The following is a 20419-nucleotide window of genomic DNA, read 5'->3' as shown; positions in this document are numbered from 1 at the left end:
CGCGCCCCGGGCCACCCGGCACACCTCCCGTTCCAGTTCCCGGTTTCCTGATCCGTTCCCTCGTTCCCCCGTTGCCCGTTGCCCGCTCTCCGTTCCAGAGGACCCCGATGACCGTCACCGCACCATCCGTCCCCGCGCCCCGGCAGGTGCTGCCCGCCGAGGAGCGTCACGCCGCCGAGCTCGACTTCCTCGCCGCCCAGGACCCCGGTCCCCGGCCGCCCGGCTGGGCCCTGACCCCGCGCGCCGTCGTCACCTTCGTCTGCGGCAGTGACGGAGCCGAACTGGCCCTGCCGAAGCGGCGCGCCGGGCTCCCCGCCAAGCTGGCCGTCGCCCCCAAGTTCGTCGGCGAACGCGCCCTGGTGGAGCGGTGCGTCGTCACCCTCGCCGGAGAGCGCGGCCTGCTCCTCACCGGTGAGCCGGGCACCGCCAAGTCGATGCTGTCCGAGCTGCTGGCCGCCGCCGTCAGCGGTACCAGCGCCCTCACCGTCCAGGGCACGGCCGGCACCACGGAAGACGCCTTCCGCTACGGCTGGAACTACGCGCTGCTGCTCGCGCAGGGGCCGAGTTCGGGCGCCCTCGTCGACTCCCCGGTGCTCTCCGCCATGCGCACCGGGCGCGTGGTCCGCGTCGAGGAGATCACCCGCTGCCTGCCCGAGGTGCAGGACGCACTCGTGTCGATCCTGTCCGACCGGCGGGTCAGCGTGCCCGAACTGACCGCCACCGAGGACGCGGTGGTCTCCGCGGCCCCCGGCTTCACCGTCATCGCCACCGCCAACCTGCGGGACCGCGGAGTCTCCGAGATGTCCGCCGCCCTCAAGCGCCGCTTCAACTTCGAGACGGTCGCCCCGATCGCCGACGCGGACGCCGAGGCCACGCTGATCCGCCGGCAGGCGGTCGCCGCCGTCGAGCGGGCGGGCGCGGCCTTCGGGGTCGACGACGCCGTGCTCGACGCGCTCGTCACCGTCTTCCGCGACCTGCGCTCCGGGCGTTCCGCCGAGGGCTGGGACGTGGAACGCCCCGGTACGGTCATGTCCACCGCCGAAGCCGTGCAGGTGGCGGCCTCGCTGGGGGTCGCGGCCGCGTACCTGCCGGGCGGGGACGTGCTGGACCTGCTGCCGGGGCACCTGCTGGGCGTGGTCCGCAAGGACGACCCGGCCGACCACGGCCGCCTCCTCGGCTACTGGGACGGCCCGGTGCGCCGCCGCGCCGAGGACGGCTCCGCGATGTGGCGCCGCCTCTGGGACCTGCGCGGGAGCCTGCGTTGACCTCCGACCCGCGCGCCGCCGTCGACGCGCTCGCCGCGTCCCGTACGCCGTACCTGCTCGGCGTACGCCACCACAGCCCCGCCCTGGCCGCGGTGGTGCCCGAGCTGCTGGACGCCTCGGGCGCGGACGCGGTCTGCGTCGAACTCCCGGCGGACTTCCAGCCGTGGCTGGAGCACCTGGCCGACCCGGAGACCCTGGCCCCGGTCGCCCTCGCGGGCACCGACGGCGACGGCCGCCTGGCGTTCTACCCGTTCGCGGACTTCTCCCCGGAACTGGCCGCGATCCGCTGGGCCCGCCGCACCGGCGCGACCGTCCTCTGCTGCGACCTCCCCCTCCCGTCCCCCGGCTGGACGGCCGAGCCCGCGGTGCCGGCCCCGGCCGGTCCTACGGGCCCGGACCCTGACCCGGCGGTCCAGGCGGGGCCGATCCCGGGCCAGACGAAGCCCGTCGGCTCGGCCCCGAGTCCGACCCCGGCCGGCCCGCACCTGGCCTGGCCCGCAGGGCCGGTCCCCGGTCAGCCCGACCCCGCGGGTACGACTCCGACTCCGGCTCCCGTTCCGGCAGAGTCGGGTTTCGAGCCGGATGCGCGGGCGCCGCGGGGGAGTTCCTACGCGGCCGCGCTCACCGCCGCCGGCACCGGCCGTGACGGTGAAGACCTGTGGGACCGCGCCGTCGAGGTGCTCGCACCGGGCTGTTCCCCGGAGGCCGTGCGCCGCGCGGCGCTCGGCGTCGGTTGGGCGCTGCGCGCCGACTCCACCCCACCGGCCAGGGACCTGGCCCGCGAGTCCCACATGCGCTCCGTCATCGCCGGCGCCACCGCCGCCGGCCACCGCGTGGCCGCCGTGATCGGCGCCTTCCACGCCCCGGCCCTCCTGGGCGCGGGCGCACCCGCTGTGGATCCGGCGTCAGCGGGCGTGACCGCGGGCACCGGCCCGACGGCTGCTGTCGATGCCGCTGCTGCTGCCGCCCTCCCCGGCGCGGGCGCCGGTACCGGACCGTCCGCTGCAGGCCCCGCGGTCTCGGGGGTGGAAGCCGGCGCCGGAACGGTCGGCGTGGACCGGTCCCGTGTGGGCGTGGGCGTGTACGCAGCGGCCGGGCCGACCGATGTCGCCCCGGCGCTGGTCGGCCCGGGCGCCGGTAACGGCCCGGCCGCTGCCGTCCCCGCCCTCGAGGGCGCGGATGCCGGGAGCGGGACGGCCGCTGTTGACCCGTCTCGTGCGGGCATGGAGGCGGGAGCCGGACCGGCTGCGGTAGACGCGGACCGCGTGGGCGGGGATGCGGGGAATGGGCTCGCCGCTGTCGCCCCCACCCTCCCCGGCATGGATGCCGGGGCCGGGCCCGCCGCCTTGGACACGGCTCCCCTCGGCACGGGAACCGGCTCCGGGCCCGCCGATGTCGCCCCGGGCGTCCCGGGCGTGGGGGCCCGGCCCGGCGGTGTCCTTCCGGGGGCGCCCGCCGGGGAGCCCGGCGGCTCGGTGCAGGCACCGAGGGCGGGTGCCGTGCCGGGGCACCGGCCCGCAGGGCCCGCGCGCCCCGTCACGGGCGCCGGCGCAGGGGCGGAGGGCGCCGTCACCTCCTTCGTGCCGTACTCCTTCGATCTGCTCGACTCCCGCTCCGGTTACCCCGCCGGGATCCGGGATCCGCTCTGGCAGCAGGCCGTCCTGGAAGCCGGCGGGGACCCCGGGCGGGTCCGGGAGGCGGCCTCCGTCGCCGTCACCCGGCTCTGCCGCGAGCTGCGCCGCGCCGGCCACACCGCCGGCACCGGCGAGGCCGCCGAGACCCTGCGGCTCGCCTGCGACCTCGCCGTCCTGCGCGGGCTCCCCGCGCCCGGCCGCGGCGAGATCCTCGAGGCCGTCACCACCGTGCTCGGCCAGGGCGAACCGCTCGGCCGGGGCCGGGCGCTGGCCCGCGCACTCGAGGCCGTGTTCGTCGGCACCGCCCGCGGGCGGATCACCCCGCACGCCCCCCGCTCCGGTCTCGGCCCCTCCGTCGAGGCCGAGCTGACGGAAGTGCGCCTGCCGGGCCCCGACGAGCCCGCCTCCCGCGAGGTCCGCCTCGACCCGCTGCGTTCCGCCCTCGACGGCCGCCGCGAGGTCCTGCTGCAACGGCTCCTCGTGTGCGGTGCCTCCTACGGGGAGCCGCTCACCGTCGCCGCCACCGGCGACGGGGCCGCCCTCGGCACCAAGTGGCGGCTGTCCTGGACGCCTTCCGTCCCGGCCCGCCTCGATCTCGCCGGAGTCCGCGGCGTCACCGCCGCCCAGGCCGCGGCCGGAACCCTGCGCGACACCGCCCGCCGGGCCGCCGCCGACGGCGGGCCGACCCCGGCGCAGATCCTCGCCGGGCTGGCCGCCGCCGCGCGGTGCGATCTGCCCGATCTGGTCGACGTACGCCTCCACGAGGCGGCCACCGCCCTGCCGCAGACGGCTACCCTGCCCGAACTCCTCGACGCCCTCGACCTCCTGGAGGCCCTCCACCGCGGCCACCTCCCCGGCACCTCGGCCGGATCGCGTGCCACGGCCGCCGACCTCACCGCCGACCTGCTCGAAGCGGCCGTACGGTCCCTGCCCGGCCTCGCCGGGAGCGACGACCCCGCCGACGCGGCCGCCCTCGTGGCCCTCGCCGACCGCGCCGCCGCCCGCCACCTCGGCCTGCGCACGGACGACGCCCTCGCCGAGCTGGCCGCTTCTGCGTCCCCGCTGATCCAGGGAGCGTCCCTGGCCGTACGGGTCCTCCTGGACCTCGACCCGGCCGCCGGGCTCGGCAGCCGCGCCGCCGGGTGGATCGACGCCGCGGCCAGCCCCGACAGCCGGCGCGCCCTGACCCGTCGGCTCGCCGGACTCCTCACCGCCGCGGGACCGTTGCTGCAGTCCTCCCCGGCTGCCCTGACCCCGCTCCTCGACCGCGTCGAGCGCCTCGCCGACCAGGACTTCCTGGACCGCCTCCCGGCCCTGCGCGGCGGCTTCGACGCCCTCTCGCCCGCCGCCCGCGACCGGCTGCTGGACACCGTCACCGAGCGGCTCGGCGACCGGCTCGACCTCGCACTCGACGCCTCGCCCGCCCTGCTCACCCTCTGGGCCGCCGCCGACGCCGCCGGACTCGCCGCGCTCAAGGCGCTCCCGCTGCCGGCAGCCGGGGCGGACGCACCCGCCCCGGCCCCGGACCTTTCCGACGCCCCGCTCGCCCGGACCCCCGAGGCCGGGGAACACCGGCTCGCCCCGGCCGACCGCTGGCGGCTGCTGCTCGGCCGCGAGCGCGACCGGCTGCCCGCCGGCGCCCGCCGCTATGCCCACGCACTGGACGAGCTGTACGGCGCCGGGCGCGGCGAAGGAGCGTCCGACCTCGACTCCGGCCAGGGGGGCGGCCAGGGCGGTGGCCAGGAGGCATCCTTCCCCACCGCCCGGGAGTGGTCGCAGGAGCTGGAGGCGCTGTTCGGCGCGGACGTACGGGAAGAGGTGCTCGCCGACGCCGCCGACGCCGGCCGCACCGACGTGCTCGCCCAGCTCGACCCGGCGGCCGTACGGCCCTCCGTGGAACTGCTGAGCTCCGTACTGTCCCTGGCCGGCGGGCTCCCGGAGGCCCAACTCGCCCGCCTGCGCCCCCTCGTCAAACGGCTGGTCGACGAGCTCGCCAAGGAGCTGGCCACCCGCCTACGCCCCACCCTCTCCGGCCTCGCCACCCCGCGCCCCACCCGCCGCCCCGGCGGCAGGCTCGACCTGGCTCGCACCCTGCGCGCCAACCTCGCGCACACCCGGCGACGGGACGACGGCACGGTGGTCGTCGTACCCGAGCGGCCCGTCTTCAGCACCCGCGCGAGCCGCGAGGCCGACTGGCGGCTGATCCTGGTCGTCGACGTCTCCGGCTCGATGGAGGCTTCCGTCATCTGGTCGGCCCTCACCGCGGCCGTACTCGGCGGCGTACCCACCCTGTCCACCCACTTCCTCGCGTTCTCCACGCAGGTCGTGGACTTCACCGACCGCGTGGACGATCCGCTCTCGCTGCTGCTGGAGGTCCGCGTCGGCGGCGGTACGCACATCGCCGCCGGTCTCGCGCACGCCCGCACCCTGATCACCGTCCCGAGCCGCACCCTCGTCGTCGTGGTCAGCGACTTCGAAGAGGGCGCCCCGATCGGCGGACTCCTCGGCGAGGTCCGCGCGCTGGCCGCCTCCGGCGCCCACCTGATGGGCTGCGCCGCGCTCGACGACGCGGGGACGCCCCGGTACTCGGTCCCGGTCGCACGGCAACTCGTCGCGGCCGGCATGCCCGTGGCCGCCCTCAGCCCCCTCGCCCTCGCCCGCTGGGTGGGCGACCGCCTCCGTGGAGTGTCCCGTTGAGCACCGAACTGCCGCCCGTCGCACCCGAGGTGCTCGCCGAAGCGGTCGAGAACCTCACCGCCCGCCTGCGCAAGAAGCTGGACGCCGCCACCGAGAGCTGCGCGGAGGGCGCCACCCGCGCGGCGGACGGCAGCGTTACCGTCAGCTTCGGCGAGGACGCCCTCGTCACCCTGCGCCCCGGCCCGGAGGGCACGGTCACCGAGGCCGGACAGGCCACGTGCAGCTGCCTGCTGGCGCCCCGCTGCCTCCACCGGGCCGCCGCCCTGGGCGCGGCCCCGCTCGCGGACGCGGCCCCTGCCCAACCGCCCGCGGAGCAGCCCGGGCCGGAACCCTCGGCGGAGCCGGGGCCCGAGGAGTCCACCGACCCGGCGCCGGCCCTCACCGAGGCCCAGCTCGGCGCCGCGGCCGCGCTCTGGCACGCCGCCGCCGAAGCCCTCGCCGCCGGAGTGACGGCCGGCGGAGCCGTGGTGCAGGCCGAGCTGCTGCGCGCCGCGCACACCGCCCGCCTCGCCGGGCTGCCGCGCGCCGAGGCCGCCGCCCTTCGGGTCGTACGCGGCCTGCGCGCCGCCCGGGAGCGCCGGGCCACGCAGCGGCTCGGCGCCCTCACCGGAGCCTTCCGCGAACTCCTGCACACCGCCGGACTGCTGGCCTCCGGAGCGGCCGACCCCGTGCTGACCGGCACCGTCCGCCGCGCCTACGCGCCCGGCGGCAGCCTCCAGGTCCACGGCCTGTGCCGGGAGCCGGTGCTCTCCGCCACCGGCTACGGCGGAGTCGTCACCCACCTGCTGGCCCCCGACGGTTCCCGCTACTCGGTGTCCGATGTCCGACCCGGCGGCCTGGCCCGGGCCCGCGGAGCCGGCTCCGCCTCCGTCGCCCTCGGCGGCGCCACCCTCGACCACGCCGGTCTCGCCCGCGGGGGCCTGCGCATCGTCGGCGCGACGGTCTCGGCGGAGGGCAGGCTCGGCGCGGGCCGCGGGGTCAGGGCGACCCCGCTGCGCGGCACACCCTGGACCGAGCAGCCCGCCGCGCCGCTCTTCGCCCGCCCGGCCGCCGAGGCCGTCGCCGAGCTGCTGGCCGATCCGGAGGCGGCCGAGTCCGCACTGCTCGGCTGCGATGTCACCGTCGTCGGCGCGGCCGGCGAACACCTCCTCGTCCGCGAGACCCGCCCGGACGCACCACTGCTGCGGCTGCTGCCCGCGCACCCCCACCCGGAGCTGCCGCACACGGCGAACCTGCGCCGCATCGCCGCGTACCCCGGACTCCAGCTCCGGGTCCTGGGCCGCCCCGACCTCGACCGCGCCGCCACGCTGCGCCCCCTCGCCGTCGGCCCGGTGCCCGGGGCGCCGTACACGCTGCGGCTGCCCGAGGAATGGCTGGGCCGCGCCGACCTCGGCTACGACCGCCTCCAGGGCATCCACTTCCCGCCGCAGGCCGAAGCCCCCGGGGCGGTCCCGGCGGCCGAGGGCCCGGACCCGCTGGCCGACTCCCCGCTGTGGCGGGTGCGCCGCCTCCTGGAGACCGGGGTCGCGGGTGGCCGCCGCGCCGTCGCCGAAGCGGCCCGCGGTACGGAGCCCCTCGCCTCGTACGGCCCGCTGCGCCGGGCCGGGCTCACCGCGGCGGCGGAGCTGTCGGCCGCCCTCGCCGCCGAGGCCGACCGCCGCCCCCGCAACGCCTTCGGCCGCCTCACCGACCCCTCGCCCGACGGCTACGCCTGGGCCTGGCTGGCCGCGGCCACCCACCTCGCGGCGGCGGAACGCTCCCTGGTCGCCGCGTCCTGGGCGGCCATCCCGGACGCAGCCATGGCCACGCCCCTCCGACCTGGGGGGAGACCAGCGCTGAACGAGCCGTAACCGAAGGGGCCGTGCTCGGTGGACGAGCGCCGTGTGCCACCGCGATCACGTAGGACCGGCCCTCGGCCATCCGCGTCCTGTCGTCGTCCGCGTACACGACGCTCACCGTCACCGAGGACGGCGGCGCGGCCTTCAACGTGATTGCCGGGCCCGCCGGTGCAGGAACGCGGCGGCACCGGTCAGGACGACGGCAAGGCTTGCCAGCACGCAGACGAGCACGTTGATCGACACGGAGACGTATTCCACCGTTGAGCCATCGGAGTAGACGCAGGCGCTGCGAAGAGGCCAGTACTCCTGTTTCATGCTTGCCCATTCGGCACCCGCGGCGTTCCGGTCTTCGCACAACTGCGGGAACGGGCCCTCCATGGTGACGGAGTACCAGCCGTAGCAGTACACGGCTGCTGCCGAAGAAGAGAAGACCAGAACGAGAACCCCGCAGAGTTTGGACAGAGGCAGGGGTGGGTTGTTCAGCAGGAGAACGACGGTCACGATGCCCCCTCCAGCCGTGACCACACTGAGGAGCAGCAGCATGCCCATCAACGGCACCGGCACCGTGTCACCTTCTTCCTTCGGCCTTCAGCCTTCAGCGGAATCGGGTGTTCTGCGTGCGGAGATCACCAAGGACGGACCAGCGAACGGGTCATGATCCCACCGTAGTACCGTCATGCCGGTGGCGGAGAACGTGGGCGTGACAGACCGGTTGTGGCGATACCCGATCAAGTCGACCGGCGGCGAACTGCTGCGCTGCGTACGGGTCGACGAGCGCGGCCTGGTGGGCGACCGGCTGTACGCGGTACGGGACGAGGACGGCAAGTTCGGCTCGGGCAAGAACACCCGGCGCTTCCGGCGGATGGACGGCCTGCTCCACCTGAGGTCCCGCTACGCGCCGGGCGACCACGAGCCGAGCCTGCCCGAACTGCTCGACCCCCACGGACGCGTGGTGGCCGCCCCCACGGCCTACCTCCGCACTCACCTCGGCCGCGATGACCTCGAGCTGGCCCGCGAGGGCGAGGTCTCGCACTTCGACCAACTGCCGCTCAGCGTCCTCACGACGGCCACCCTCGACTGGATCCGCAACGAGGTGCCGGGCGTTCCCGTCGACGAACGCCGCTTCCGCCCCAACATCCTGCTGCGCACCCCGCCCGGCACCCCGCCCTTCGTCGAGGACGAGTGGATCGGCCGCAAAGCCCGCCTGGGAGACGCCCTCCACATCGAGTTCCTGCGCTCCAGCGAGCGGTGCGTGATGCCCAACCAGGCCCAGCACGACCTTCCGCACTCGCCGCTGATCCTGAAGGCGATCGCCGGGGCGCACGACAACCGGCTCGACGTGCTCGCGCAGGTCCTCACACCCGGAACGGTCCGGGTCGGGGAACCCGTCGTGCTCGAATAGCGGCCCCGACCAGGTGGGTGCGAGGCGGAACCGGGACGGCCGCGATCGCCTCTTGCTGACCAAAGGGGGATGGCCATGGCAATCGCAGTGAGGTCCGTGACGGGACGCGTGATGGTGGCGGGGCTCCTGTGCGCCGTTCTGGCGGGGTGCGGGACCACCCGGGCGGGGCAGGCCGCGCCGCCCGCCGGCGTGCCCACGCTCGCGCCGGCCGAATGCGACCTCGACGTGCCGACGGACGAGGACACCGGCGGGGACGCCGGGCCGCCGACGGACGAGGGCACCGGTGCCCCTGCCGGTCCGCCGACCGACCAGGAGACCGGCGGATACGTGGGACCGCCCACCGACGGCGAGGTGGGGAACGGCGGCGGCCCCTGTGGTCCGGCCGACTGGTTCGACATGACCCGGGACTTCAACGCCTACTACGACAAGCGCCGCACCGACCAGGACAGCGACGTCCGCGTCAGGGAGACCCGCGTCCGCAAGGTCCGCACGGTCAGCGAGGCACGCATCACCTTCACCACCAGGGAGGTGGGCAAGGGCGCCGCCGAGGACGCCCGCCGGATCGCCGCGGTGTTCACCGCATGGCGGCGCCAGGTCTACGGCGACACGGGCACCCTCACGCTCCGCACCGACGAATACACCGTCATCACCCAGAAGTGGTGACCCCCGGCCACTGCGCGTCCCAGAGCGCGCAGTGGTGTTCGGCCCGCGCGTCCACCGTACGGATCCCGCCCGCGCCCGGCGCCAGGGAGAGCACCGCCGCCGCCGATCCGTGGCGCGCCCATGGCGGCGCTCCCGGCGAGGCCGGGACGCCCGTGCGGGCGAATCCGGTCCAGTAGCCGGTCATCCGGTCCGCGAGCTGCTGCTGGGTGCCGTTCAGCGTAGCCATCGTGAACAGGTAGGGAAGTTCGAAGCCGTGGGCCGCGCCGAACGGAAGCCCCGGCACCTCCGGCAGACCGGTGAAGTTGGGCGCGTCGCGGTCACTGAACCGGTACTCGTACGTCGGCACGTGCCGGGCCAGTGCCCCGCCGTCCCGCAACGCCGGGCAGATGAACGACGCGTCCGTCAGCAGGGTGGCCCAGGCCACCGCCGGGGTCGGGTAGGCCGACACCGGATAGCGGGCCTCCACGGCACGGGCGGCCGGGACGCCGAAGGACAGCTCCAGCCGGGCCCCGTACGCGGCTTCGTCGCCGATCGGATACGCGGCCAGGGTGTGCGCGAGGAAGAGGCGCATCTCGTCCTGGGTGGCGCCCTGCATCACCGGCACCCGGTGGAACCGCCCGGCCTCCAGCGCCCGCCGGGGCTCCAGCGGCAGCGTGCCGTTGCCGTAGGAGACCAGGGAGAAGCGCTGCATCAGTTCGGCGGTCGCGAGGGTGCCGGAGTCCAGGCGGCGCAGGCAGTCCAGCACTCCGGTGGGCCGGCCGCAGCCGAGCCGGGCCGCCGCCAGGGCGCCCTCCTCGACCGTGCGCCGCTCGGGCACGAAGGGCTCGTACGTGCCCAGGCCGGGCAGCAGCGACCGGGGAGGCATCGTGGTCGAGCACGACCCGCTCTGCACGATCGCCTTCTGGAAGAGGCCCGCGGAGGCCGGGGAGGTGAGGTGGGCACACACGCTGAGGGCCCCCGCGGATTCACCGAAAACGGTGACGTTGCGCGGGTCCGCGCCGAAGGCCGCCGCGTTGGCCCGCACCCAGCGCAGCGCCGCCCGCTGGTCCGCCAGGGCGAAGTCGGGGGCCCCGCCGAGCTCCGGATGGGCGAACAGGCCGAAGACGCCGAGGCGGTAGTTGACGGTCACCACCACGGCCCCGCCCCGCACGGCCAGACGGTCCGGCCGGTAGGAATCACCCGCGCCGCTGAAGAAGCCGCCGCCGTGGAACCAGACCATGACGGGCCGGAGCCGGCCCCCGGCATCGCGGACGCCCGCCGGAGCGGTGACGTTGAGGAACAGACAGTCCTCGGAGCCGATCGGCGCGCCCGGCTCGAGGACCGGCAGCTGCACACAGCGCGCCCCGGGTGCCCCCGCGTCGCGTACGCCCTCCCACCGGGGCGCCGGCTCCGGGAGCCGCCAGCGCAGTGCGCCGGTCGGGGGAGCCGCGAAGGGGATCCCCTCGAAGGTGCTGTACGCGCCGTGCGCCCGGCCGCGTACGAGCCCCCGGTCGGTGCTCACGACGGGCCCCGTGTCAGCGGCCGGCCGCTCCGGCGGTGCGGCCGCGCCCAGCAGGAGCAGCACCACCGGCAGCAGCAGCGCGCACCGGCGACGGAACCGGCGAATGTCGGTCACACCGACGACCTTTCCCCCGGGCCCCGGGGCACCCGGGCGGGCCGGCGTGGAGACCCCCGTTTGCCCGCCCCGAATGGCGCAGTGAGCAGAACTGGCACTCAATGTAACAAAGCGTGCGCTTCCCATGACGCACGATGACCGGCGCGCGATGTGCAGACCCGCGCGTCGGCGAACGGAGCTTTCCATGAATGACCCCATCACCCTCGCGACGACGCCACACGAAGACCGCCGCGGGACCCCCGCCTCCACCGCACCGGACGCGCCGGACGCGCCGAACACACAGCGCATGCGGACCCTGCTGGACACGGCGGCCACCTGCCATCCCCTCGAGGAGGTCACCGCCCTGGTGAGCCTCCTCAAGGAAGGCGGCCGGCTGCCCGATGCCGGACACGAGGCGCTGCGCACGGCCGCCGTGACCCGGCCCGTACAGGACGTACGACGGATGGTCGCCCTCCTGGGCGAGCCCCCGCACGAGGGGGTCGAAGCGGACATCACGCTGCGCGCCGCCGCCGTCGGGCGGTCCATCGAGGACGTGGCCCTGCTGGTCACCATCCTCGGGAAGGACGAGCCCGGCACGGCCGGCCGGCAGCGCCGCGCCGGTCCTCCCGGGGCCCCCGAGCCGGACGACGGGGAGCGCCACCACGAGCCCGAGGACGAGCCGTACGACGAGCGGTTCGAGGAGCCGTACGAGCTGCCGTACAGGGAGCCGTACGACGCGCCGTACCAGGAGCGGCACCAGGGGCCGCGCCGGCGCACCGCCCCCGTCGACGGACCGGCCGGCTCCCCGGCGCTGCGGCACGTGCTGCGCTGGCCGGTGGCGCTCGCCCTGCTGGTCAGTGGCGCCCTGCACCTGCCGGCCGACCTGACGGCCCTGCCGTCCGCGGCCCCCGCCGACTTCCTGCCCCTCCTCGTCACGGTGCTCTGCCTGGGAATCGGCGCCCTCGTGGCGCTCCGGGACACCCCCGGGGTGTGGCGGGCCGGCGCGGTCACGGGCACCGGAGTCGTGGCCCTGCACGTGCTCGGCGGATCGGCGGGCTTCGACCCGCTGACCGGCGCCGTGGGTGGCACCCTGGCGTGGGCGGGCGTCACCGTCGTGCTGTGCGCGGCGGCCGGCGCGGTCCTCGCCGGACTGGCCCTGAGGAACCGTCAGGAGAACTCGGCCTGACCCGCGGCCCCCTCCGCCCGACCGGCACCCCGCGCCCCGTCGCGGGGTGCCGTGTCATGCGAGCAGGTTCACCGCCCCCGTGAACACCCGCGGCAGCCGGGCGGCCAGCGGAACGATCCGCGGTGCGAGCCGCGGCTGGTGACGGGCCCAGAGCAAGGACGCGGTGAGGGTCCGGTAGCTGCGCGACAGGTCACGCCAAGCCTGCTCGTACGCCTGCGGCCGGCCCGCCCGTACGCAGCGCACCAGCTCACCTGCCGCCGTCACGGCCAGGGTCAGGCCCTCGCCGGTCAGCGCGTCCACGTACCCCGCCGCGTCCCCCACGAACAGGACGCGACCCGCCACCCGTACGCGGGCCCCCTGGCGCAGGGGCCCGGCCCCGCGCACCGGCGTACCGGCGGCGCCCGCGCCCAGCCGCTCCGCCAGCAGCGGGAAGCGGGCGAGCTGTACGTCGAACGGGGCCTGCTCGGCGGTCAGTACGGCCACGCCCACCCGGTCGGGCCCCAGCGGGGTGACGTACGCCTCGCACCGCGCCGACCAGTGCACCTCGACGAGGTCGCTCCACGGGGCGACCTCGTAGTGGCGGCGCAGCCCGTAGCGGGCCGGCCTGCGGGGCGCGGCCGGCGCCGACAGGCCGAGCCCGCGCCGGACGGGGGAGTGCAGGCCGTCGGCGGCCACGAGGTAGCGGGCGGTGAGCCCTGCCGCGCTGACCTGGTGGACGTCCTGGTGCACCTGGTCGACGCGCTGCCGGACCACCCGTACGCCGAGCTGCGCGGCGCGTTCGGCCAGGGCGGCCTGCAGCACCGTCCGCCGGGCGCCGAGGCCCGGGCCGGACCGGAAGAGCCCCTCCGCGTGCCGGCCGTTCACGCCGTCGACGTAGCGGATGCCGCGGAACGGCTGCCCGGCCACGGGGACGCCCAGCTCCAGCAGCCGGCGTACGGCGCCGGGCATCAGGCCCTCCCCACAGGCCTTGTCGATGGGCGTGGGCCTCGGCTCCACGACCACCACCTCCAGGCCGGCGAGGGCGCCGTGGATGGCGGTGGCCAGCCCGGCCGGACCGCCGCCCGCGATCAGCAGGTCGATCACGGGGCGGCCCCCGCGGACGGGACGGAGGCGGGCGCCCGCAGCCGGCCGCCGTCCGTCAGGGCGGCGTCCTCACAGCCGATCCGGACGCGCAGCAGGAGCAGGTTGAGCACGGTGAAGCCCAGCGCGGTCAGCCAGGCCGTGTGCACCAGCGGCAGCGCGACCCCTTCCGCGACCACCGCCACGTAGTTGGGATGGCGCAGCAGCCGGTACGGCCCCGCCTCCACGAGCGGCAGACCGGGGACGACGAGCACCCGGGTGTTCCAGCGCCGTCCGAGGGTGGCGATGCACCACCAGCGCAGGCCTTGGGCGGCCACGACGACGGCGAGGGCCGACCAGCCGAGCAGGGGGACGAACGGCCGGCCGGCCGCCCAGGGTTCCACCACGCAGCCGACCAGCAGCGCGGTGTGCAGGGCGACCATGGCCGGGTAGTGGCCGCGGCCGTACTCGCGGCCGCCCCGGGCCAGGCTCCAGGCGGTGTGGCGGCGGGCCGTGATCAGCTCGGCCAGGCGCTCGACGACGACGAGGCCGATGAGCAGGAGGTACGGGACCAGGGAGGCAGGCACGGCCAAGGAGCCCGGGAGGGTCACCCCGGTCGGGAGGGTCACGTCGGCCGGGAGGGCCACGGAGGTCATGGAGGGCATGAGGGGCATGGAGTCCATCGCGTTCATCGGGGTCCCCAGCGGAGGAGGACGAGTTCGGAGGCGAAGCCCGGACCGAAGCCGAGCATCAGCCCGACCGAACCGGGCGGTGGCGGCCCCGCGCTCTGGACGCCGTCCAGGATGTGCAGGACCGAGGCGGAGGAGAGGTTGCCCACGGCCGCCAGGGAACGCCGGCTCGCGGCGAAGGCCTGTTCCGGCAGGGCGAGCGCGTCCGAGAGCGTGTCGAGGATCTTCGGGCCGCCGGGATGGCAGATCCACGCGTCGACGTCCGCGGGCTTCAGGTCGTGGGCGGCGAGGAAGGTCTCGACCTCCTCGGCCACGTGCAGCCTGACCAGGTCGGGGAGTTCGCGGCCGAGCACCATGCGCATACCCCAGTGGCCGATGTCCCAGCCGAGGAGGTGCTCGGTGCCCGGATAGAGCCGGCTGCGGGCGGCCACCACCTCGGGCCCGGCACCGGTGGTGTGCAGGGGATGGCCGCGGCCCACCGCCAGCAGGGCGCCCGCGCCGTCGCCGAAGAGGGCTCCGGCCACCAGGTTCGCCATCGAGGTTTCCGTGGACTGGAGGGTGAGCGAACACAGCTCGGTGGACAGCAGCAGGGCCGCGTGCCCGGAGCGGCCCGTCAGATGGTCGTGGAGATGACCGACCCCGGCGGCGCCGGCCGCGCAGCCGAGGCCGAAGAGCGGCACCCGCCGCACGTCGGGCCGGAGCCCGGCGCGGGTGGCGAGGCGGGCCTCCAGAGAGGGCGTCGCGAGCCCGGTCACCGTGGTCGACATGACCAGATCGAGCTCGTGTGCCGCCAGGCCGGCATCGGCGAGGGCCAGTTCGAGGGCGCGGGCGCCGAGTTCCAGGGCCGTCTCGACGAACAGGGCGTTCGTCGTGCCGAAGTCGTTCGCCGGCCCGTAACGCTCCAGCGGGAGCGCGAGATGGCGGCGCTCCACGCGCACCGAGGCGTGGACCCGGCGCAGCAGGGCGGTATCGGAGCCGGGCGGCATGAAGCGGGCGAGCGCCTCCGTGATCTCGGCCTGGTGGTGGAGATGGGGTGGGAACACGCTGCGCACTGCCAGAACACGTGTCATTGATTCACCATAGGAAACAACTGACACATCGTTATGAATGAGGCGAACCGGGCGCGGCGCCGCATAGCGTGTCGCCGTGCCCGCGCGAACCCCGCAGACCCCCGAGACGACCGCCCCCACCGAGCCGGCGCCACCCGGGACCCGCCGCCCGGCCGGGTCCGGAAGTACGGTGACCGGCCTGTTCGCGGCATGCCACCCGCTGCCCGCGACCGCCGTGACCCTCTTCAGCGCCGCCCTGGCGGCCGCCGCGGGCCGCAGCCTGCCGGGGGCGGCCGCCACCGTGGGCGCGGTGGCCGCCGGACAGCTGTCGGTGGGCTGGTGCAACGACCGGGCCGACCTGCGCCGTGACCTGGCCACCGGCCGACGGGACAAACCCCTGGTCGCCGGTACGGTGTCGGCCGCCGCCGTGACCCGGGCGGCAGCCGTCGCGCTGCTGCTCTGCGTTCCGCTGTCGCTGGCCGGCGGCCTGCTCGCCGGCGCCGTGCACCTCGTCGGCGTCGCGGCCGCCTGGGGCTACAACCTCCGGCTGAAGCGCACGGCCGCCTCCTGGGCCCCATACGCCCTCGCCTTCGGCCTGCTGCCCGCCTTCGTCACCCTCGGGCTGCCCGGCACGCCCTGGCCACCGCCCTGGCTCACGGCCGCCGCGGCCCTGCTCGGGGCGGGCGCGCACTTCGCCAATGTGCTGCCCGACATCGAGGGCGACCTGGCCACCGGGGTCATGGGACTGCCCCAGCGGATCGGCGTACGGCGCTCCGCCGCGGCAGCCGCCCTGCTCGTCCTCGGCTCGACCGCGGCCCTGGTCGCCGGACCGCCGGGGCGGGTGACGGCGTACGGCTGGGCGCTGCTGGCCGCGACGGCGGCGGCCCTGCTCCTCGCGGCCCGCCGGCCCGCCGGGAGGCTCCCGTTCCTGACCACGATGGCGGTGGCCGCGGCCGATGTGGTCCTGCTGCTGGTCGAGCTCCGCCCCTGAGCCTGCCGCTCTTCCGGCGGCACCTCGGGGAGAATGGGGCCATGGAGCCAGCCGCAGCGCAGCGGTCCGCCGGAGCAGCACTGGCGCGCCACGCGTGGGGGGACGTGTTCGTGATCCTCTCGGAGGCCGACCGCCGGCGCCCGCTCGATCCCGAGGATCTCGAGCGGCTCGCCCTGGCCGCGCACCATCTGGCCACTCTGGGCCTGGTTCCGTCCTTCGCCGACCGGGTCGCGTCGGCCCGCCGCGTGGAGCGTCTCGTCGGCGCGGCCGTTCCGAACTTCCTGCGCCGGCCGTACGGACCGGGCTGGGCGCTCGTCGGCGACGCCGGGTACCTGAAGGACTTCATCACGGCCCAGGGCATCCAGGACGCCTTCCGCGACGCGGAACTGTGCGTGCGGGCGCTCGACCGGACGTTCACCGGCGAACGGACCTTCGACGCGGCCATGAAGGACTACCAGGAGGGCCGGGACGGTCAGGTCCTGCCGATGTACGAGTTCACCACCGAGCTCGCCACGCTGGACCCGCCCCCACCGCAGATGCTCCAGGTGCTCGGCGCCGTGTCGCGCAGCGGCCCGGCCATGGACGGCTTCGCACGGGTCGCCGCGGGAGTCACCTCGCCCGCGGACTTCTTCGCGCCCGAGAGCGTCGAGGCGCTGCTCGTGTGAGGACACCGGCCGAGGCGGGGGCGGCGGCGGGGGCCGGCCGTGTCGGTGGCGACCCCGGCGAGCGCGTTCTCGCCGGGGTCGGCCTGCCGGTGGTTACGGGCAGCCGGGTCCGTTTCCGGGGTGGGCGCAGGCGTCGTTGCCGGGGCCGCCGTCCAGGAGGTTGGTGCCCGCGCCGCCGTCGAGCGCGTCGTTGCCCGGGCCGCCGGTCAGGGTGTCGTCACCCGCGCCGCCGCGGAGCGCGTCGTTCCCTTCGCCGCCGGTCAGCTCGTCGTTGCCGTCGCCGCCGACCACGTTGTCGTTGCCGGGGCCGGCATCGAGTGTGTCGTTCCCTTCGCCGCCGTTCAGGTTGTCGTTCCCGGCGGCGCCGTCGAGCGTGTCGTCGCCTTCGCCGCCCGTCAGGCTGTCGTTGCCGGCGCCCCCGCAGATCAGGTCGTTCCCGCCGCGGCCGTCGACGAGGTCGTTCCCGCCGAGGGCGAAGATCACGTCGTCGCCCGGCGTGCCGGTCAGGCCGTCGTTGCCCTGGGTGCCGCTGATCGTGGGCGTGGCGTTGGAGCACGTCAGGGCCTGGACGGCCTGGTTGACCACGGGGGAGGCGCTGGGGAGGTAGGTGGTGCTGCCGCCGTAGAGGGCGGTGACGGGGTGCGTGCCCACGCTCAGGGTGGAGGTGGTGAACGCGGCTTGGCCGGAACCGTCCAGGGCGGAGGCGCCCAGGACGGTCGCGCCGTCCTTGAAGGTGACGGTTCCCGTCGGGGTGCCGGATCCGCCGGTCACGGTGGCCGTGAACGTCACGTTCTGACCGGCGACCGACGGATTGACCGAGGAGACCAGTGTCGTCCCCGACGCCGGCTTCACCCTGGCCACCGTCGCCGCGAGCGGGAGGCTGCCGACGCCGACCGTGGCGGTGACGGTCTTGGTCACGGTGTCGATCACCGATACGGAATTCACGTTGCCGTTGGTGGTGTAGGCGTGGGCCCCGTCCGGGGAGAGCGCCACGTCGCGAGGGCTCTGGCCGACGGGGATCGTGTCGGTGACGGTGCCGGACACGGTGTCGATCACCGACACCGAGGAGGAGGCGAGGCTGCCGTTGGCGGTGTAGGCACGCGTGCCGTCCGGAGAGACCGCCACCCCGTACGGTTCCTCGCCGACGTCGATCGTGCCGGTGACGGTGTTGCTCACGGCGTTGATCACCGACACCGAATCGCCGTCGGCGTTGGCGGTGTAGACGCGGCTGCCGTCCGGTGAGACCGCCAGCCCCAACGGGCCCGCGCCGACGTCGATCGTGGCGGTGACCGTCTTGGCCGCGGTGTCGATCACCGACACGGTGGAGGCGTTGATGCCCGCGTTGACGGTGTACGCGTGGGTGCCGTCCGGGGAGAACGCGACCGCGCGCGGGCCGGCGCCGACGCCGATGGTGTCCGTGACGGTGTTGGTCGCGGTGTCGATCACCGATACGGACGACGCGAGCTGGTTGGCGGTGTAGACCTGAGCGCCGTCCGGGGAGACGGCCACTCCCACCGGGGAGATCTGTCCGGTGTCGATCGTGGCGGTGACGGCGTGGGTCGCGGTGTCGATCACCGAGACTCCGTCGGAGCCGAAATTGTCGTGGGCGAGGTAGGCGTGGGTGCCGTCCGGGGAGACCGCCACGTCGCGCGGGCCGGCCGTGACGCCGATGGTGGCGGTGACGGTGTTGGTGGCGGTGTCGATCACCGACAGCGAACCGGTCCCGCCGTTGTTGACGACGAACGCGTACGTGCCCGGCGGCACCGCCACCGCCTCGCCGGCCGGTAGGGCGACCACCGCCAGAGCCGCCACCGCGAGGGACGACAGCGACCGCCCCGCGTACCGGTACGCCCGCCGCCCACCCCCTCGTACACGTTCACGACGCACAACGACAGGCCCCATACCGAAGGTTCCTTCCACGGGAACGGCGACACCGACAGCACCGGGCGCGCCCCTACCGCGAACAGAACCCGACACATCAGAGCAAATGATGATCAGATATACATCCCATGCACCGTCGCCCCGGGCCTTCGGCAAAGGCGTCGCCCCGCACGCCACCCGCCCGGCCCTGGCGGAATCCGCCGTGCGGACCTCACCCGGCGCGTCGGGTGTCGGTCCAGGTCAGGAGCTGGTCCGCGGTCCAGGTGTTGATGATCCGCTCGACCGGGACACCGCATTCAACGGCTCGTTCGCAGCCGAGCACCTGCCAGTCCAGCTGGCCCGGTGCGTGGGCGTCCGTGTCGATCGCGAAGAAGGTGCCGGCCGCCACGGCCAGGCGCAGCAGCCGCCGCGGCGGGTCCAGGCGCTCGGGCCGGCTGTTGATCTCCACGGCGGTACCGGACTCCGCGCAGGCCGCGAAGACGGTCTCGGCGTCGAACTGCGACTCCGGCCGGGTGCGGCCGGTGACCAGCCGCCCCGTGCAGTGGCCCAGTACGTCCATCAGTGGATTGCGCACGGCCGCCAGGAGCCGCCGGGTCATCGCGGGAGCGTCCATCCGCAGTTTCGAGTGCACCGAGCCGACGACGAGGTCGAGCCGTTCCAGCAGCTCCGGTTCCTGGTCCAGCGCCCCGTCGTCGAGGATGTCGCACTCGATTCCGGTGAGCAGCCGGAAGGGCGCCCACGTGTCGTTGAGCTCGGCCACCACCGCCAGCTGCTCGCGCAGCCGCTCCGGGGAGAGCCCCCGTGCGACGGTCAGCCGCGGCGAGTGGTCGGTCAGTACGGCCCAGTCGTGGCCCAGCGAGGCCGCCGCCCGGCCCATCGCCTCGATCGGGCTGCCGCCGTCCGACCAGTCCGAGTGCATGTGGCAGTCCCCGCGCAGGGCCGCCCGCAGTGCGGTGGCCGCAGGGGTGGCCGGGGGCCCCTCGGGGAGGGCGGCGGCCTCGTCTTCCAGGGTCCGCAGATAAGCCGGCACCGTCCCGTCGAGGGCTTCCCGTACGACCTGGGCCGTCTTGGGGCCGATGCCCTTGACGGCTTCCAGGGTGCCCGCCGCGGCCCGCTCGGCCACCTCCCGCCCGCCCATCCGCGTGAGGGCCGCGGACGCCGTGCGGAAGGCCCGTACCCGGTAGGTGGGGGCCTGTGCGCGCTCCAGCAGGAAGGCGATCCGGTCCAGCGCCGCCACCGGTTCCATCGAGTGCCTCCCGACTTCGGCCTCCCGCTTCCCGCTTTCCGGACCAGTGTCCGGGGCGGGCGGGGCCTACGCCTCTCCGGCCTCCCGCGGCACGGCCGCGTCGAGCGCGGCGGTCAGGCGGTTCAGACGGGTCTGGAGGTCGAGGACCTCGGCGAGCTCGAAGCCGGTCGCGGCCGCGATCCGCCGCGGCACCTCCGCGGCGCGGACGCGCAGCGCGGCGCCCTCCTCGGTCAGGTGGGCGTGGACGGAGCGCTCGTCCTCGGTGCTGCGTTCGCGGCGGACCAGCCCGGCCGTCTCCAGCCGCTTGAGCAGCGGGGACAGCGTGCCCGAATCCAGCCGGAGGTGCTGCCCGATCTCCTTGACCGGCAGCTCGCCGTGCTCCCAGAGCACCAGCATCACCAGGTACTGGGGGTAGGTGAGCCCCAGGTCCTTGAGGACGACGCGGTAGAGGCCGCCGAACGCGCGGCTCGCGGCGTTCAGCGCGAAGCAGATCTGGCCGTCCAGGCGCAGGAAGTCCTGGTCGGGGTGGGTCGCGGTCGGCTGCTCGGTCATGACGGCAG

16 protein-coding genes are annotated in these 20419 nt (G+C 75.4%); 8 read left to right on the top strand and 8 right to left on the bottom strand.

Features of this window, described 5'->3' with window-relative positions; genetic code table 11:
- Window positions 1-107 precede the first annotated feature (107 nt).
- The 3 genes from RIU97_RS01465 to RIU97_RS01455 are packed head-to-tail and all read left to right on the top strand — an operon-like array spanning window position 108 to window position 7446.
- Complete coding sequence (locus tag RIU97_RS01465) at window positions 108-1265, top strand: AAA family ATPase (RefSeq protein ID WP_404952886.1); 1158 nt, start codon at window positions 108-110, stop codon at window positions 1263-1265.
- Window positions 1262-5596 (top strand): DUF5682 family protein, encoded by a 4335-nt coding sequence (locus RIU97_RS01460; RefSeq protein ID WP_404952885.1) that lies wholly within the window; start codon window positions 1262-1264, stop codon window positions 5594-5596. Before RIU97_RS01465 ends, RIU97_RS01460 begins: the two co-directional genes overlap by 4 nt.
- The gene (locus RIU97_RS01455; protein WP_404952884.1) at window positions 5593-7446 is read left to right on the top strand and encodes a hypothetical protein; all 1854 of its coding nucleotides are present in this window, start codon (window positions 5593-5595) and stop codon (window positions 7444-7446) included. Before RIU97_RS01460 ends, RIU97_RS01455 begins: the two co-directional genes overlap by 4 nt.
- A 132-nt stretch (window positions 7447-7578) precedes the next feature.
- Here RIU97_RS01455 and RIU97_RS01450 read toward each other — a convergent pair whose 3' ends face one another.
- A complete protein-coding gene (locus RIU97_RS01450; protein ID WP_404952883.1) occupies window positions 7579-7998 on the bottom strand; it encodes a hypothetical protein in 420 nt (139 codons plus the stop codon).
- Window positions 7999-8116: 118 nt separating this feature from the next.
- Here RIU97_RS01450 and RIU97_RS01445 point away from each other — a divergent pair, with 118 nt between their 5' ends.
- Window positions 8117-8836: an MOSC domain-containing protein gene (locus RIU97_RS01445; RefSeq protein WP_404952882.1), complete on the top strand. Its 720-nt coding sequence runs from the start codon at window positions 8117-8119 to the stop codon at window positions 8834-8836.
- 75 nt (window positions 8837-8911) lie between these two features.
- Window positions 8912-9499 carry a hypothetical protein gene (locus RIU97_RS01440; protein ID WP_404952880.1) on the top strand — a complete coding sequence of 196 codons (588 nt, stop codon included), beginning with the start codon at window positions 8912-8914 and terminating at the stop codon, window positions 9497-9499.
- On the opposite strand, the gene RIU97_RS01435 is transcribed toward RIU97_RS01440, so the two are convergent.
- Window positions 9483-11114: a carboxylesterase/lipase family protein gene (locus RIU97_RS01435; protein WP_404952878.1), complete on the bottom strand. Its 1632-nt coding sequence runs from the start codon at window positions 11112-11114 to the stop codon at window positions 9483-9485. The genes RIU97_RS01440 and RIU97_RS01435 overlap by 17 nt on opposite strands.
- 184 nt (window positions 11115-11298) lie before the next feature.
- Between RIU97_RS01435 and RIU97_RS01430 the strand changes: the two genes are divergently transcribed.
- Window positions 11299-12279: a hypothetical protein gene (locus tag RIU97_RS01430; RefSeq protein ID WP_404952877.1), complete on the top strand. Its 981-nt coding sequence runs from the start codon at window positions 11299-11301 to the stop codon at window positions 12277-12279.
- Between the two features lie 54 nt (window positions 12280-12333).
- Here the strand turns inward: RIU97_RS01430 and RIU97_RS01425 are convergent, their stop codons facing one another.
- The 3 genes from RIU97_RS01425 to RIU97_RS01415 form a co-directional block, all read right to left on the bottom strand.
- A complete protein-coding gene (locus tag RIU97_RS01425) occupies window positions 12334-13362 on the bottom strand; it encodes an NAD(P)/FAD-dependent oxidoreductase (protein WP_404952876.1) in 1029 nt (342 codons plus the stop codon).
- The gene (locus RIU97_RS01420; RefSeq protein ID WP_404962722.1) at window positions 13359-13913 is read right to left on the bottom strand and encodes an isoprenylcysteine carboxyl methyltransferase family protein; all 555 of its coding nucleotides are present in this window, start codon (window positions 13911-13913) and stop codon (window positions 13359-13361) included. The genes RIU97_RS01425 and RIU97_RS01420 overlap by 4 nt, the downstream gene beginning before the upstream one ends.
- Before the next feature lie 113 nt (window positions 13914-14026).
- Window positions 14027-15097, bottom strand: a complete 1071-nt coding sequence (locus RIU97_RS01415) for a type III polyketide synthase (RefSeq protein WP_404952874.1) — start codon at window positions 15095-15097, stop codon at window positions 14027-14029.
- 76 nt (window positions 15098-15173) lie between these two features.
- Between RIU97_RS01415 and RIU97_RS01410 the strand changes: the two genes are divergently transcribed.
- Both RIU97_RS01410 and RIU97_RS01405 read left to right on the top strand, forming a co-directional pair.
- On the top strand, window positions 15174-16067 hold the full coding sequence (locus tag RIU97_RS01410) for a UbiA family prenyltransferase (protein ID WP_404952873.1): 894 nt from the start codon (window positions 15174-15176) through the stop codon (window positions 16065-16067).
- 41 nt (window positions 16068-16108) lie between these two features.
- A complete protein-coding gene (locus RIU97_RS01405; protein WP_404952872.1) occupies window positions 16109-16732 on the top strand; it encodes an NAD(P)/FAD-dependent oxidoreductase in 624 nt (207 codons plus the stop codon).
- Window positions 16733-16825: 93 nt separating this feature from the next.
- Here the strand turns inward: RIU97_RS01405 and RIU97_RS01400 are convergent, their stop codons facing one another.
- From RIU97_RS01400 to RIU97_RS01390, 3 genes are all read right to left on the bottom strand, one after another.
- The gene (locus RIU97_RS01400; RefSeq protein WP_404952871.1) at window positions 16826-18634 is read right to left on the bottom strand and encodes an Ig-like domain repeat protein; all 1809 of its coding nucleotides are present in this window, start codon (window positions 18632-18634) and stop codon (window positions 16826-16828) included.
- Between the two features lie 190 nt (window positions 18635-18824).
- Window positions 18825-19859 (bottom strand): PHP domain-containing protein, encoded by a 1035-nt coding sequence (locus tag RIU97_RS01395; protein WP_404952870.1) that lies wholly within the window; start codon window positions 19857-19859, stop codon window positions 18825-18827.
- Between the two features lie 66 nt (window positions 19860-19925).
- The gene (locus RIU97_RS01390) at window positions 19926-20411 is read right to left on the bottom strand and encodes a MarR family transcriptional regulator (RefSeq protein WP_319732452.1); all 486 of its coding nucleotides are present in this window, start codon (window positions 20409-20411) and stop codon (window positions 19926-19928) included.
- Between the last annotated feature and the right edge of the window lie 8 nt (window positions 20412-20419).

Origin of the sequence: Streptomyces sp. 147326, from assembly GCF_045000215.1 — a bacterium.
Classification (GTDB): Bacteria; Actinomycetota; Actinomycetes; order Streptomycetales; family Streptomycetaceae; genus Streptomyces.
The sequence above is the reverse complement of the archived record's forward strand: the minus strand, read 5'-3'. Positions and strand labels throughout refer to the sequence as shown.